The sequence below is a fragment of the Nocardioides sp. GCM10028917 genome, from assembly GCF_042666175.1.
GTDB lineage: Bacteria > Actinomycetota > Actinomycetes > Propionibacteriales > Nocardioidaceae > Nocardioides.
In genome coordinates this window covers 15,131-28,560 of sequence record NZ_JBHTFL010000010.1, presented here as the reverse complement: position 1 = coordinate 28,560, position 13,430 = coordinate 15,131, and the positions used below count along the sequence as shown (strand labels likewise).

10 protein-coding genes are annotated in these 13,430 nt (G+C 67.4%); 4 read left to right on the top strand and 6 right to left on the bottom strand.

What is annotated here, in order from left to right; all coding sequences use genetic code 11:
* Positions 1 to 195 precede the first annotated feature (195 nt).
* Positions 196 to 948, top strand: a complete 753-nt coding sequence (locus ACFQW6_RS19670) for a trypsin-like serine protease (protein WP_378549500.1) — start codon at positions 196 to 198, stop codon at positions 946 to 948.
* Between the two features lie 352 nt (positions 949 to 1,300).
* On the opposite strand, the gene ACFQW6_RS19665 is transcribed toward ACFQW6_RS19670, so the two are convergent.
* Positions 1,301 to 1,582, bottom strand: a complete 282-nt coding sequence (locus ACFQW6_RS19665; protein ID WP_378549497.1) for a hypothetical protein — start codon at positions 1,580 to 1,582, stop codon at positions 1,301 to 1,303.
* A 730-nt stretch (positions 1,583 to 2,312) separates the two neighbouring features.
* Here ACFQW6_RS19665 and ACFQW6_RS19660 point away from each other — a divergent pair.
* On the top strand, positions 2,313 to 3,467 hold the full coding sequence (locus ACFQW6_RS19660; RefSeq protein WP_378549494.1) for an IS30 family transposase: 1,155 nt from the start codon (positions 2,313 to 2,315) through the stop codon (positions 3,465 to 3,467).
* A 60-nt stretch (positions 3,468 to 3,527) separates the two neighbouring features.
* On the opposite strand, the gene ACFQW6_RS19655 is transcribed toward ACFQW6_RS19660, so the two are convergent.
* The gene (locus tag ACFQW6_RS19655) at positions 3,528 to 4,328 is read right to left on the bottom strand and encodes a TSUP family transporter (RefSeq protein ID WP_378549582.1); all 801 of its coding nucleotides are present in this window, start codon (positions 4,326 to 4,328) and stop codon (positions 3,528 to 3,530) included.
* Between the two features lie 113 nt (positions 4,329 to 4,441).
* Here ACFQW6_RS19655 and ACFQW6_RS19650 point away from each other — a divergent pair, with 113 nt between their 5' ends.
* Positions 4,442 to 5,317, top strand: coding sequence for a GAF and ANTAR domain-containing protein (locus ACFQW6_RS19650; protein ID WP_378549579.1), 876 nt, complete (start codon positions 4,442 to 4,444; stop codon positions 5,315 to 5,317).
* 769 nt (positions 5,318 to 6,086) lie between these two features.
* Positions 6,087 to 7,913 carry a hypothetical protein gene (locus ACFQW6_RS19645; RefSeq protein WP_378549491.1) on the top strand — a complete coding sequence of 609 codons (1,827 nt, stop codon included), beginning with the start codon at positions 6,087 to 6,089 and terminating at the stop codon, positions 7,911 to 7,913.
* A 436-nt stretch (positions 7,914 to 8,349) separates the two neighbouring features.
* Here ACFQW6_RS19645 and ACFQW6_RS19640 read toward each other — a convergent pair whose 3' ends face one another.
* From ACFQW6_RS19640 to aqpZ, 4 genes are all read right to left on the bottom strand, one after another.
* The gene (locus ACFQW6_RS19640) at positions 8,350 to 9,585 is read right to left on the bottom strand and encodes a tyrosine-type recombinase/integrase (protein ID WP_378549489.1); all 1,236 of its coding nucleotides are present in this window, start codon (positions 9,583 to 9,585) and stop codon (positions 8,350 to 8,352) included.
* A 321-nt stretch (positions 9,586 to 9,906) separates the two neighbouring features.
* On the bottom strand, positions 9,907 to 10,500 hold the full coding sequence (locus tag ACFQW6_RS19635) for a DUF1269 domain-containing protein (RefSeq protein ID WP_378549487.1): 594 nt from the start codon (positions 10,498 to 10,500) through the stop codon (positions 9,907 to 9,909).
* A 176-nt stretch (positions 10,501 to 10,676) separates the two neighbouring features.
* Positions 10,677 to 12,425 (bottom strand): glycosyltransferase, encoded by a 1,749-nt coding sequence (locus tag ACFQW6_RS19630; protein ID WP_378549484.1) that lies wholly within the window; start codon positions 12,423 to 12,425, stop codon positions 10,677 to 10,679.
* 45 nt (positions 12,426 to 12,470) lie between these two features.
* Positions 12,471 to 13,196: an aquaporin Z gene (aqpZ, locus tag ACFQW6_RS19625; RefSeq protein ID WP_378549481.1), complete on the bottom strand. Its 726-nt coding sequence runs from the start codon at positions 13,194 to 13,196 to the stop codon at positions 12,471 to 12,473.
* Positions 13,197 to 13,430: the final 234 nt, after the last annotated feature.

Below are 13,430 nucleotides of genomic sequence, written 5' to 3'. Positions count from 1 at the left end.
CCCGCAGAACCTGGGATGTCTGCCGCGTTGAGGGCGGCTACGCTCGCCCGGATCTGCCGAGATCCGATCAATGCGTCGGTGCTGAGGGCGCCTGGTCTGGCTGTCCCGCGTCCCTCCCGAGCGGCCGTCGGATCCCTTGACGCGACGCAGGTCAGGGCTGAATGTGGGAGTCCCCCCTTCTTACCTGGAGTTGAGATGCGCCGTCCGTTCCTTACCCTGCTCATGCTCTTCGGCCTGCTCCTCGCCGGCTCGCCGGCGACGGCGATCACCAATGGCACGCTCGACGGCATCGGACATCCATCGGTGGGCGGCCTGGTGTCCCCGACGCAATACTCCGATGGGACGTGGCTCTACTGTTCGGGCACGCTGATCTCACCGACGGTCTTCCTCACCGCCGCGCACTGCGGCACCGACGGCGAGCGTGTCGGCGTGACGTTCGACCCCGACTACGAGGACGGCGACAAGGTCTACTACGGCACCTTCGAGGCGGACCCGCTCTATCCGGGCAGTTCGAGCGACAGCCATGACATCGCGGTCGTCGTCTTCGACAAGGCCGTCAAGGGCATCACACCGGCGCGGTTGCCCGAGGCTGACTCCCTCTCGGATCTGTCCTTGGCTCAACGCTTCACTTCGGTGGGGTACGGGGCCTACGAGGTCACCAACGAGCCTGGCGGACATCGCTACCTGTACGACGACCGGCGGATGGTGGCCACTGGGGAGCTGAACGCGATCAACAAGACGTGGCTCCGCATTTCGATGAACGCCAGCACCGGTAACGGTGGCACCTGCTACGGCGACTCCGGCGGCCCGAACTTCCTCGGCACGACCGACATCATCGCCGCGATCACGATCACGGGCGACGCCGTGTGTCGCTCCACCAACGTGGTCTACCGCCTCGACACCGAGTCCGCCCGGGCGTTCCTAGCAGAGTTCGTCGTGCTGCCTTGAGCTGACACGACTGCTGCGCGATTCGTCGATCGACATCGTCACAAACACTTCGTGTGGGTCTGGTGTGACCGAGGCACTGCTGTGTCTAGCTTGAACCGCAGCCCGTCGGGCCGCGCGTGCTTCATCGGGAGTTGCCGCGATCCGAGTGCATGCACATGCTTAGATGCGAACGCTGGCCGTTTCACATGTGCCCGGAACGGATGTATCCGCCCGACTCCCGTGCGAGTCGGACGGATATCCGTAGTGAGGCGCTACGTCCGGTGCCGAATTGGGAGCAACGAGACGGCGGCGTGTGCCGCGGTGGCACTGAACATGCCCAGCACCTGGCCGATTGAGCGCAGGTAGAGCGGGGTCACCGGCGAGCGGCGGTGTCGGCGGTGTCGTCGTCGTAGAAGTCGCGGCTGCCGGACTTGGCGAGGCCACGGCTGATCATGTAGCCGATGGTGAGCAGGGTGACGTAGAACCACGCCTCCTGAGTGCCGAAGTCATTGGTGTCGGTGACGGCGGACGCGACGAGCACGGCGATGGCGACGACGACGTAGGCGATGAGCTCGGTCGTCTTGTACGACGACTTGGTCTCGGTGCTGACGCGTCGGACGGTCGAGTGCCGAGTGTCGGCGTTGGTGGTCGACATTGGTTGTTCTCCTGTTGAACTCGCAAAGATGGTGTGCCCATGGTCTTGAGCCCCTTGCACCAGGTGGTGCACAGGCGCGAGTACCCGGCAGACAGGCTGCACATGCATTCGCAGCATGTGGCCCTGGATCGCAGATAGGAGGGGCGGCACACGTGCTCGTCTCAAGGAGTGGCGAGCCCCCTGGGGTCCCTCGAGTCGCACTGAGGACAGCAGAGGGTCCATCACACCCTGCAGTCCGCCGGGCTAGGCGCTAGGTCCGTGGCGGGGGAGCGCCTTCGGGACCACTAGCGCCCAGAGCCCAGCAGAGCCCAGCGCTAAATCCCTCCCGCGGAATGTGCACTGGGCTCTGTTGTCGCAGTGTCGCAGCCGCATGTCCGACCGTCTGCCCCCGTAGGGATGCTCTGGCGGTCATGGCCTCATCGGCCACCATCACATGTCCCGAGGCGGCTCGGGGTACCGCCCGCTTGTTGTCCGAGCAATCTCCCTTGTGAGGGCGCAAGGTCCCGGTGGTCACCTCCCTCCGACCACCGGGACCGCCTCGCTGGTCCTGTGAGGCAAGGGTGGGGACACCTCCGGGCGGTCAGAGCGCAGAGGAACCTTCTGCCAGCGGAATGCCCGCGGCTGGCCAGATGGACCGACTGACGACGGCCATACGTCATGCCCGAACGCACTCCCATGCCGGCGCTCTCAAGGGGTCAACGCAACACTTCCTTGACTCGAGGAGGTTGCGGTGGGACACGGTGACTACGAGAAGCTGACGCCAGAGACGATCGACGCACTGTGGGCGAGGCTGCGTGAGGGGCAGGCAGCGAAGCCAACGGCTCGGCAACTAGGTCTCTCACCGAGCACGGTGCGTACCTACCTGGTGCGCTGTGGCGGGGTCAGACCCGATCCCCGGCGTCGATCAGGTCGTCGCCTGTCGATGGCGAAGCGCGAGGAGATCTCTCGGGGCTTGGCGGCCAAGGAGTCGATCCGAGCCATCGCGACTCGATTGGGTCGAGCGCCCTCGACGGTTAGCCGAGAGATCAACACCAACGGCGGGCCCAGGCGATACCGAGCAGCCAGAGCCGATCGTGAGGCGTGGTCGCGTACGACCCGTCCCAAGGCGTGCAAGCTGGCTATGAACCCGGTGCTGGCTGGCATCGTGACCGAGAAGCTTCAGCGACGATGGTCACCCCAGCAGATCGCAGGCTGGCTCACGTCCACCTACCCCGACGACCCGGAGATGCACGTGTCCCACGAGAGCATCTACCGCACCCTGTTCGTCCAGTCCCGCGGCGCGCTGCGCAAAGAACTGACCGCTCACCTGCGCACCGGGCGGGTGATCCGGCGCCCCAAGGGAGTCCGGTTGCCCGACGGTCGCGGCGGCCGGCCCAACACGCTGCACATCTCCGAGCGACCGGCCGAGGTTGAGGACCGGGCGGTGCCCGGCCACTGGGAAGGCGACCTGGTGTTCGGCAAGGGGATGAGCCCCGTTGCCACGCTGGTGGAGCGCTCGACCCGGTTCCTGATGCTGGTCGCGCTACCGGGTGGCAATCACAAGGCTGACGCGGTCGCCGATGCGCTGGCCGCCGCGATCACGACGCTGCCGCAGCAGCTGACGAAGTCCCTGACGTGGGATCTAGGCCACGAGATGGCCCAGCACCAGCGCTTCACCGTCGCCACCGGCGTGCAGGTCTACTTCTGCGATCCGAAGTCGCTTTGGCAGCGTGGCAGCAATGAGAACACCAACGGACTTCTGCGTCAGTACCTGCCCCGCCGCCTCGACTTCCGCACCCTGACCCAGGACGACTTCAATGCCATCGCTCAAGAGCTCAACGAACGCCCTCGACAGACCCTCGGCTTCAAGACACCATCACAAGCACTAGCCGAGGTGTTGCGATGACCGCCTGAACCCGCACCGATGGGCGCACGTTCGAGTTCCACCCGCACACAGGCACGCGCCTCAGTCGTGCCGCCACACCTTGAACGAGGACAACACCAGCAGTGCGGCCAGCAGTGGGATGAGGACGGCGCTGGGCACGACGTCGAGCAGGAGCCCACCGAGAACCGTGCCTGCGACAGACCCTGCGGCCATGGCGATCAGGAACGTCCGGTTCTTGGCAAGGACCGTGAACGACTGATCACGGCTGTACCTGGCGAACGCGACGAGCATCGTGGGAAGCGACACGGCGAGCGACAGAGATCCGGCCACCTTGATGTCGATGGCGTAGAGCAAAACGATGGTCGGGATAAGGAGTTCACCTCCCGCCACCCCCATCAAGGCCGCGACGACACCGATTGCTACCCCGGCGGCGACACCCGCCGCGACTTGCCAAGGTCCGTCGATGCCGGACGGTTGGACGGTGCCAAGGTGAGTCACCAAAAGTGTCGCCGCGATCAAAACCAGTAGAACCGCAAGCACGCGGTACAGGGTCCGCGAGCGCATCCGCGTCGCCCACGTAGCGCCCAGCCATGCGCCCGCCAGGCTGCCAGCCAGCAAGTTCACGATGACGCCCCAGTGGCTGGTGACATCTTCGATTGGGACCGCGAACAAACGAGCCGGAAGGGCGGTCGCTACCACCACGAGGCTCAAGGCCTTGTTCAAGATGACGGCCTGCAACGCGACGAAGCCGAACAGCCCGATCAGCATCGGAAGCCGGAACTCAGCCCCGCCAAGCCCGATCATGCCGCCAAGCAGTCCTACGGCGGCCCCGGCGGCGAACGCGAGAGGGCTCGAGCGCCTACCCGTCGCAGCAACCGGCACACTCGGTGAAGCGGTCGGGTCACCAGTCACTCGCCAAGCCTAGGAGCACCGGCGCGCTTGCTGCCGAGACATCCGGTTCTGCCTCGATTCGAGGTTCATCGCGGCATGAGCGGATGTCTCGGTCCGGGGGAGATGAGCGCGATGCACCGCTTCGGCTTCGTGCTCATCCATCGCCGCAGCTCAGGGTCCTAGCCACCTTCGACCGTGAGCCAGCGAGACGGTCGGCCGTCATCCCTACCGGACGCCTGCCGTACTCCCGGGCGCGCGTTCACGCACAGGCAAGAGCTGCTCGAGGTCATTCCCAATCCTGCCCGCATCCACCCGCTGACATCGGGGTAACGGACCGCACGCTGTTCGACGAGCTGAAGCAGAAGGCAGCGCTGGCGCAGCGGATCGCGCCGGACCTCGCCGGGATCAGCGTCGCCTCACTCGAGCACGGCATCACCTTCACCATGGTGGCAAGAGACGACGAGATGGCCGCCCTTGACTGCGTCCAGTACGCGACCAGCGGGCCGTGCGTCGAGGTGGTGGACGACGGCCAAGGGTTGGTAACGACGTCCGAGGACCTGTTCAACGAACCCCGCTGGCGCGCCTTCGCCCAGGCGAGCGCCGCAGCGGGCGTGCGCAGCACCCTGACCTTCCCAATCATGGACGGCGACGAGGTGAGCGGCACGGTCAACCTGTACGGCCGCACCGAGACCGCCTTCGACGGCAAGCGCGCGGCCCTCGCCGTCATCTTCCGGGCCTGGGCGCCCGGCGCAGTGACCAACGCAGACCTCTCCTTCTCCACCCGACTGCTCGCCGAGCAGGCGCCCGCCAAGCTCCGGAACGATGCAACGATCGACGAGGCGACGGGAATCCTCGCGGCCTACCACCAGATCCCTCTGGACCGCGCCAGAGAACAGCTGAAGGACTCCGCCGCACGAGCCGGTCTCCCACTCGAGGAACTCGCACGGATGATCGTCAAGATCAAGGAGCACGAGCTCTGAAGCGCCCCTGCGCCCGTCCTGGCAAACCTGGCCACACATGACCGCGATGAGTGTGTTGCTCGTGTCGACAACGTCATGAGAGAACACGCCTAGGCAAGTGCGTGGATACCCGTGTTAGTGCCTTGGCACAGGCATAGGTGCGCGATCGGGTGTGCGCATCCCTGGCCTCCAGTCCGGTCACTAGTCGAAGTTCGAACGGCCCCGGAGCATCCGTGTGACCGCCATCCTGCAGACACTGCAGGGATCTCTGGCAGCGGGTCCTCCGCGCGCGACAAGGAACGGGTGCGCCACCGCGACGGCCGCGCCAAAACCCTTGGACAGACCGCTCTGGACTGCGCCCGCCTGTCTCGTACTGGCCGTTAGCGCTCGAGACCGCGGCCGGAAGATGCACTCTCGGACGGCGACACCTCTACGCGAACGAGCTTCCGACTGCCCCGCCCGTAGGGGTGAGTGGGCGTACACCATATTGATGATGGCGCGCCCCGGTCGGCTCGCTAGCGTCGCAAGGAGGTTCAACGACGACCTTGTAGTGATCCCCCCTCGCGGGCTCCTTCCGCGGCACTCTGAATTGTCATGGTGTGGATCGGTGCGCGGCCGACGCGATGCCCCTCTCGACGCGAATTCCGGGCCGGGAGCATCCGTACGGAAGGAAACGTCCATGCCTCATCTCAACCATGCCCTCACACGGGCTTTCGCGCGACGAACCACCAGCCGGACACGGCGTCGGACCGCCAGAGCCGCAGCCGCCCTGGCCGTCGCAGCGGCCGTCGTGGTACCACTCGCCGCGTATGCGGCTGACGGCCCCTACAACATCGAGGGTGTCGTCCCTGACGCCGGGACCACCGAGCTTGCGGACCTGTCCGGCAACGTGAAGGAGCTCGGACCGGTCAACTCGAACACCACGAAGATCGGCGTGATCCACAACGACGCCCTCCCAACGCTCGACACCACCAACCCCAACGGGCAGGTCGACCTCCGTCGAGCCTGGCTCGACACCGAGCGGGACACCACGACCCAGCACGACTGGCTCTACTTCGCCTGGGAGCGAGACGCCAACAGCGGCAGCGGCTTCATCGCCTACGAGTTCATGCAGAACCCCGCACCCGCCGGTTGTGCCTACGACACGGCCACCGACGCCCAGCTGATCGCCAACTGCAACCCGTGGGCCAACCGCAAGGCCGGCGACTTCCTCATCCTGTGGGACCAGCAGGGCGGCAGCAAGGACCTCTACCTTCGCACCTGGAGCGGCACCGCGCCCAACCTGACGCTGAGTGCGCCGACGCTGCTCAACGCCGCCGTGTCCCAGGCGGCCTACAGCGCCGACGGGTTCCGCGGCGAGGCCGCGGTCGACCTGACCGCGACCATCTTCGGCGGCTCCACGGCGTGCCGGACGTTCGCCAACACCATCCCCAGCACCGTGACCGGCAACTCCGACACCGCCGACTACAAGGACACCATCCTCAAGAACGCCCCACCCATCACCAACTGCGCTTCGTCGACGGTGACCACACCGCAGACCGCCGCCGGCAATGCCATTCCGGCCGGTGGGCTCTCCATCGGAACCGGTGTCGTGGCAGTACGGGACCAGGCCGTGGTGAGCCTGACGGGCGGGACCTCCACTCCAGCGGGCTCGGTCGCCTTCTCGCTGTGCAAGCTAGACGCGCCGGCGCTGTGCGCCACGGGAGGCACCTCGGTCGGTTCGACGAACCTGACCGGGACGGCGTACCCGGTCACCGTCAACTCCCCGACGGCGTACGTCACGTCCGCTGGTCGCTACTGCTGGCGTGCCACGTTCAGCGGTGACGCTGCCAACGGCATCCCCGTCTCGAGCGACTCGAGCGCAACCGAGTGCTTCACGGTCAACCCGGTCACCCCGGACCTGGCGACCACGGCGGGCCCTGGCACCAACCTCGGAGGCACGGTGTCCGACTCCGCCAACCTGGGCGGTACGGCAACCCAGCCGGCCAACCCGATCATCAACCTGACAGGCACGGGAGGTGCGGCTGCTGGCGGCACCATCACCTTCAAGCTCTACGGCCCCGACAACTGCACCACCGTGGCCTACACGTCGGCGGCGGTGCCGGTGAGCGGCAACGGCACGTACAACACACCGAACCCGCAGTTCACGCCGACCGCGGCCGGCACGTACCACTGGGTCGCGGTCTACAGCGGCAACGGCCCGAACACCAACGGCACGACGCACAACGCGGCGTGCGGTGACGCGAACGAGGACGTCGTCGTCACGACCGTGAAGTCGTCGATGTCGACCGAACAGACGTGGGTGCCGAACGACTCGGCAACCATCACCGCACCTGCGGGCAGCGGCAGCCTGGCCGGGAAGGTCACGTTCACGCTCTACGACAACAGTGACTGCACCGGCGCCGTGGTGTACGGCCCGTTCGACCGAACCGTCGACGGGCCAGCCACGGGAGTGACGGTGGAGACGTCGAACACCACCGCCGTCACCGCCTCGGGCAGCTTCTCCTGGAAGGTCGCCTACGACAGCACCAACGCGGCCCAAGAAGACATCCCGGGCTCATGCCACGAGACCTCAGCGCTGACGGTCGCGAACGGAGGGACCGTCTCCAGTCCGTGACGATCACCTGCGTGGTCAACCGATGATCTGCGCTGCTGGGTCGGGCTCATGCCCGGCCCAGCAGCGTCTCTCGTTCGGAGGACTGCGGCGCGACTGCGGCGCGGACATCGACACGCCGCTTCTCTTGAACCCGCGTGGAGTTCGTCGGCGCGTTCATCACCGTCGCTTGGATTCCGGCAATGGCGCCTCCGCCCCGTTGACCACGGAGGGTCTCGCACCGCTGCGTCAGTGTCTGTTCCACCTGGAGCGCTTCGCCACATCGCGCGGCCCGCCGCGCCCTAGTGACCCGGCGTGCCGGGCGCCTGTGCACCATCCGGTGCGCCGGGGAACGCCGTCTCCGCGGGGCGTGTCAGTGGTGGGTCGAGGTGATGGCTAGGACGTCAGCCACGACGACGGCTGAGGCGGACGCGCCCTCCGGGACTTCGCTCTCCGAAGGTTATGAAGAAACAAGCCTAGTCGTCCCGAAATCCAAGCCGGCGAAGGCGGCCGTCGTCAGGTCGTCCATCCGGCTCTGCGTCGCCCGGACGTACCTCTCGGCGGCCTGGGACGACGAGTCACCCAGGAATGCCTGCACCTCGGCGACGTGTGCGCCGCTCTGCGCCAATCGGGTGGCACCGGTCGCTCGGAGATCGTGGAAGTTGATCGGCCGGCCAATCGCCTCGCGCACGTCGCACCATCCGCCAACCGCGTCGCGGAATCGCGTAGGTTGCAGCCATTCGCCGTACGGCCCGGGGAAGAGCAGCCCGTCACGGCCGGTGAGGTAGGTCCGGAGATGCTCCGCCAGGACCGTGCCAACGCTCGCCGGGACACGCTGGTCTCGGACGCCGGCCCGCGACTTCGGTCCCTTCTCGTATCGATTGCCGCCTGGCCCTGTGCCGATCGCCCGTCGCACACGCACCACGGGTGGCTTCGCGCGCAGGTCGACATCGGAGCGTCGGAGCGCCACAATCTCCCCGAACCGAAGCCCACACCCCAGGGCCAGAGCGATCATCGCCCGCCACTCAGGGCGGATCGTGTCGAGGATGACACCCAGGTCGGCCTCTTCGATTACCTCGGTTCGCTTGTCCGATCGTTTGCCGATGGTGCCGGCGCCGTCGATGGCGAACGGGTTGACTGCGCCGGGAAGCACCCCGTCCGCAGCAGTCGCAGATTTCATTATCGCCTTCGCAAGCGCATAGCACTCACGCACGGTCTTCCCCTTCTCGTGGGGGAGTCCTTCGTACCACCGCACGACGTCGGCCGCGGTGATCATGTTCAGCGGCATCTCACCGAACGTCGGCAGGAGGTACTTGCCCAGCCAGATCAGGTAGCCCCGCTTGGTGGACTCCTGCAAAGGCTGCCCCTTCACCTTGCGGGCCCGCAGCCAGATGGAGGCATAGTCGGCGAACGTCGGAACGGTCTCGGCCGCTGCGCGGACCCGTTCCTCCTCCGCGTGCTCGACCAGGGTGCGCCACGACGCGCCCTCCGCGTTCAGCCGCAGCTCCTCGGCCCGGAGCCAGTCGCCGGCCGCCTCCCGGCCGTAGGTGTTCGCCTCGAACGTATGGGGTGCCGTTACAAGCGTCCCGCCACGGCCGGACGGGTGGCCCAGCGGCACGGTGAAGCGGGCCTGCCAGCGGCCCGACCGTAACTTCGTGACCTGGCCGAACCGGCGCCTGGAAGTCTTCGAGGGCATAGTTGGACGTCCTACCTTTGCATCGGCTATGCATCGGATCGTACGTCAATTCCGGTCCAATCGGGGCCTGTTGGATTGCATCGTTCGAAGCACGTTTCCGCAGGTCAGAGCCACTATTGGGCACTTCTGTCCACCGCGGTCCAACAGTAGGGATTAGTGGTTCGAGTCCAACCGGGGGAGCAACAGCACGACGGCTCGTGACCTGCGCAGAAGCAGGTCACGAGCCGTTCTGCATGTCGAGCCACGGACGGCTGGGGCGGAGCTCGGTGGCCGCCTCCTCGGCCGCCTCCCGTGCGTCCACGAGACCGTCCTGCGCAGCCTCTACTTCTCGGTGGAGGTGTCCTTCGCGGCCTTCTCCTCGGCGGCCGCCTCCTCGGCGGCAGCCTTGATGTCATCCGCCGCCACCTTGTCGATCGTCCGCTCGACGATCGCATCCGCCATCGCGAGCGCCTCACGGATCTTCACCGCCCTGGGGTCCGAGACGAGAGCCACGATGCCCGAGTGGCCGGGTGCGATCGAGTCCTGCAGGTCCTCGGCCAGGTCGTGGCGATGGTGCAGCTGGCGGATCTTGCCGACGGCCGCGCCGGTCGTGCCCAGGACGGCAGCGCTTCCCAGGATCGAGGGCGGGAAGACGACTCCTAGCGCGATGCCGCCGACAAGTCCCCACCGGAGCCCGGAACGGGTGCTGTGGTCGGTGGACTTCTGGATCTCGAGCTGTCCGTCCTCGCCGCGCTTGACCACCACGATGCCTTCGATGACGACGGTGCGACCGTCCTCGACCGACTTGAGGTCTTCATAGGCGCTCCACGCAGACTCGGTGTCCGCGAAGTCGGCAACGACGAGGGCGTAGGCGCCGTCCGTCACCCCGGCGACGATGTCCGCATCCGGTCTGTCCGTGCCTTGGTTCTCTGTCATGTCTGCTCCTTGCGTCGTCTTGAGATGCCTGGCCGGTGGTTTCGCTCTGGTCGACGACCGCGTTCCTACGATCGCTCTGCCTGCGCCACGCGACCGGCACGGGAGCGTGAGCCCACCTTGCTGATGGTGGCAGCCCGGATGGGGGGAAGGGGTCACCCGCTGTGGGCGAACGCAGGTCACGAGCCGTTCTGCATGTCCACTGCAGGCACGTGTCCATCTCCTCGCCGGGCCCAGGCGCGCCGGGCGTCGCGGCGCAGGGGCGGAAGCAGCTGCAGCAGGCTGAGGACGACGAACACCAGGGTGTTGAACGCGACCCAGATGCTGAGTGACCGGTACCAGTCCGTCAGGAGCAGCGAGCTCGGGAGCACGATGCCGAACGCGACGACGTACGCGGCGAGCACGGGCAGCATCGCCGCCTGCAGGGCAGGGCGGGCGACGTAGTTCCACCCGGCCTTGCGGCCCGTGGCCATCTGGACGATGGACGTCACGAAGCAGGCTTGGAGGAAGAAGGCGTAGGCGAGCTCGATCACCACCGGCGCGGCCAGTGCGCGGGCCCGCCATCCGACTGCCCACACGGTGACCAGTCGTTCGAGGAGGAACACCAGGCCGATCGTCACCCAGAAGGGCGACCATCGGATGCTGTCGGCGGCCAGCACCGTGATGACCAGGAGGAGCGCGTAGGACCACAGGGCGACTACTCCGTAGGCCAACGCGAGCTGTTGGATCCAGTACATCGCGGTTGCGCGCGTGAAGCCGTACGCGCCGATGTTCTCCAACGCTCCTCGGTGCCAGCGCAGGCGCTGCCGCCAGAGGTCGCGCCAGCGGGTCATGACCTCGGTGGTGACCCGGCACTGGTGCGGGGAGGTCATCTGGGCTCCCAGGGTCTTCAGGGCGAGGGTGAGCTCGTTGTCCTCCGTCAGTGCGAGCGTGTCGTACACCTCGCCCGGTGGGCCGGGGATCAGGGAGCCCCGGGCCTGGGCGACGGCGCTGAGTGCGAAGCCGCGGATCACCGATGCGGTGCCGGTCAGCACGAAGACCCGGTCGAGTCGGCGGGCGACGATCCGCTGGTAGCGGCCGAACTCGTTGCGCTGGAGCTGTCCCACCAGTCCTCCGCCCTCCTCGCCGAAGAAGAGCCCGCCGACCGCCATCAGGTCTGCGTCGTCCTTGAGCAGGCCGAGTGCGGTCTCCAGGAAGTCGGGTGAGATCGTCGAGTCGGCATCCATGACCAGGACGACGTCCTCGGCGTCGAGCGAGGGCAGGAGCAGCGCGAGCTGCTGGTTGAGCGCGCCGGCCTTCTTCTCGGTGTTGCCGACCGTCTCCACCACCTCGGCCCCGCACGCGCGTGCCACGTCTTCGGTCGCGTCGGTGCAGTTGTCCGCGATCACGAGGATCCGGTCCGGGAGCCTGGTCTGGTCGGCCAACGAGCGCAGGGTGGCGCCGATGACAGCCTCCTCGTCGTGGGCGGGCACCAGCACGGTGCAGCGCAGACGGCTACCCGGTGCCGCGTCCTCACCCGGGACGGCGAGGGCCGGCCACTCCGGTGGGTGCTCCATGTCGAGGGCGCGGACGGCAACCGGTCCCAAGGTCCACCTGCGAGCCTGCTGCAGGTGCGCCGGCAGGGGAGGAGGGATACGGCGGTCGCGGTTGAGGACCTGCATCGCCGTCGCCGTCTCCAGAGCGGTGAGGGCGAGGAAGGTCGCCGCGACCAGCGCAACGGCAGCCAGGAGCACGGCCAGACCAGGGCGTCTGAACTCCACGCTCAGGGGGAGGACGGCCGTGTCCGGGACGGTCGCCTGCCCGGCTGTCGTGGTGAGCTGCCAGGCCGCGACCGCGAGCAGCACCAGGCTGAGCACGACGAGTCCCGCCGTCAGCCACCCCAGGCGCGCGGCGCGACCACGCAGGCTGGGACTCCGGGTGGTTCCCACAACCGGATCGTCCATTGCCGCCGTCCCCAGCCCGCTAGGGCCTGGTCACCCCTCTGTCGCCACCTCGAGCGGGGTCGCCGGCTCCCCGTCGCCGAACAACGTCGCGTACGTGGCCCCGGCGATGAGCCCGCCCAGGAGCGGCGCCAGGATGAACAGCCACAGCTGCCCGACGGCGTCCCACCCCGCGAAGAGGGCCGGACCGATGGAGCGGGCGGGATTCACCGAGGTGTTCGACACCGGGATGCTGACGAGGTGGATCAGCGTCAGCGTGAGGCCGATGGCGATCGGTGCGAAGCCCTTGGGGGCGCGGGTGTCGGTGACGCCGAGGATGACGTAGAGGAAGAACGCCGTGAGCAGGAGCTCGATGATCGCCACGGCCCACCAGTCGTAGCCCATCGGCGACCTGTCGCCGTAGCCGTTGGTGGCGAAGCCCGTCTCCGTGGAGCTGAATCCGGGGATGCCGTGCGCCACGAGCCACAGCACGAAGGCCGCGGCGATCGCCGCGACGACCTGGACGACGACGTAGCCGGGCACCTCCTTCCAGGAGAAGCGCTTGCACATCGCGAGTCCGACGGTGATCGCCGGGTTGAAGTGCGCGCCCGAGACGTGACCCACGGCGTACGCCATGGTCAGCACCGTGAGACCGAAGGCGAACGAGACGCCGAGCCACTGGACGTTCGCGCTCGCGAGCACCGCAGTGCCGCAGCCGCCGAAGACCAGCCAGAACGTGCCGAAGAACTCCGCTGCGAGACGCTGAGGGTTGCTGTGCATGAAGTGCCCCCGTTCGGCCGGCCCGACCACGTCCGTCGTGCCGGACGCTAACCAGCGCACGGACGCCGCACCTCATCCTCTCCGGGTGATGCGTGCTGCCGGCCTCGCAGGTGCGGATCGTCGCGGCACTATCCGGGTACAGCGGGCCAGGTCCCTGCAGTGTCGCGACTCCGCAGTGACCCAGGCCCGGGTGGTCAAGAAGCGGCCACCCGGGCCGCCACCCTCTGCCTGCCG